Annotated in this window: 1 tRNA gene and 1 rRNA gene; both read left to right on the top strand. The window is 51.3% G+C overall.

Annotation, left to right across the window (positions count from 1 at the left end):
* Positions 1 to 82 (top strand): 16S ribosomal RNA (locus GJ699_RS34070); the annotation flags it as partial.
* Positions 83 to 146: 64 nt separating this feature from the next.
* A tRNA-Ile gene (locus GJ699_RS34065) sits at positions 147 to 223 on the top strand.
* The last annotated feature ends 5 nt before the right edge of the window (positions 224 to 228 follow it).

The raw sequence follows: 228 nt of genomic DNA, 5'->3' as shown, positions 1-228 counted from the left end.
GCTTACCACGGTAGGATTCGTGACTGGGGTGAAGTCGTAACAAGGTAGCCGTATCGGAAGGTGCGGCTGGATCACCTCCTTTCTAGAGTTTGCACATTAAGCGCTCACACTTATCGACTGTAATGAAATAGAGAACAGCAAATATTGGGGCTGTAGCTCAGCTGGTTAGAGCACCGTGTTGATAACGCGGGGGTCGTTGGTTCGAGTCCAACCAGCCCTACCAGTTGC

It is taken from the genome of Duganella guangzhouensis (assembly GCF_009674535.1).
GTDB classification, from domain to species: domain Bacteria; phylum Pseudomonadota; class Gammaproteobacteria; order Burkholderiales; family Burkholderiaceae_D; genus Rugamonas; species Rugamonas guangzhouensis.
This window is presented reverse-complemented; position numbering and strand designations above follow the sequence as displayed.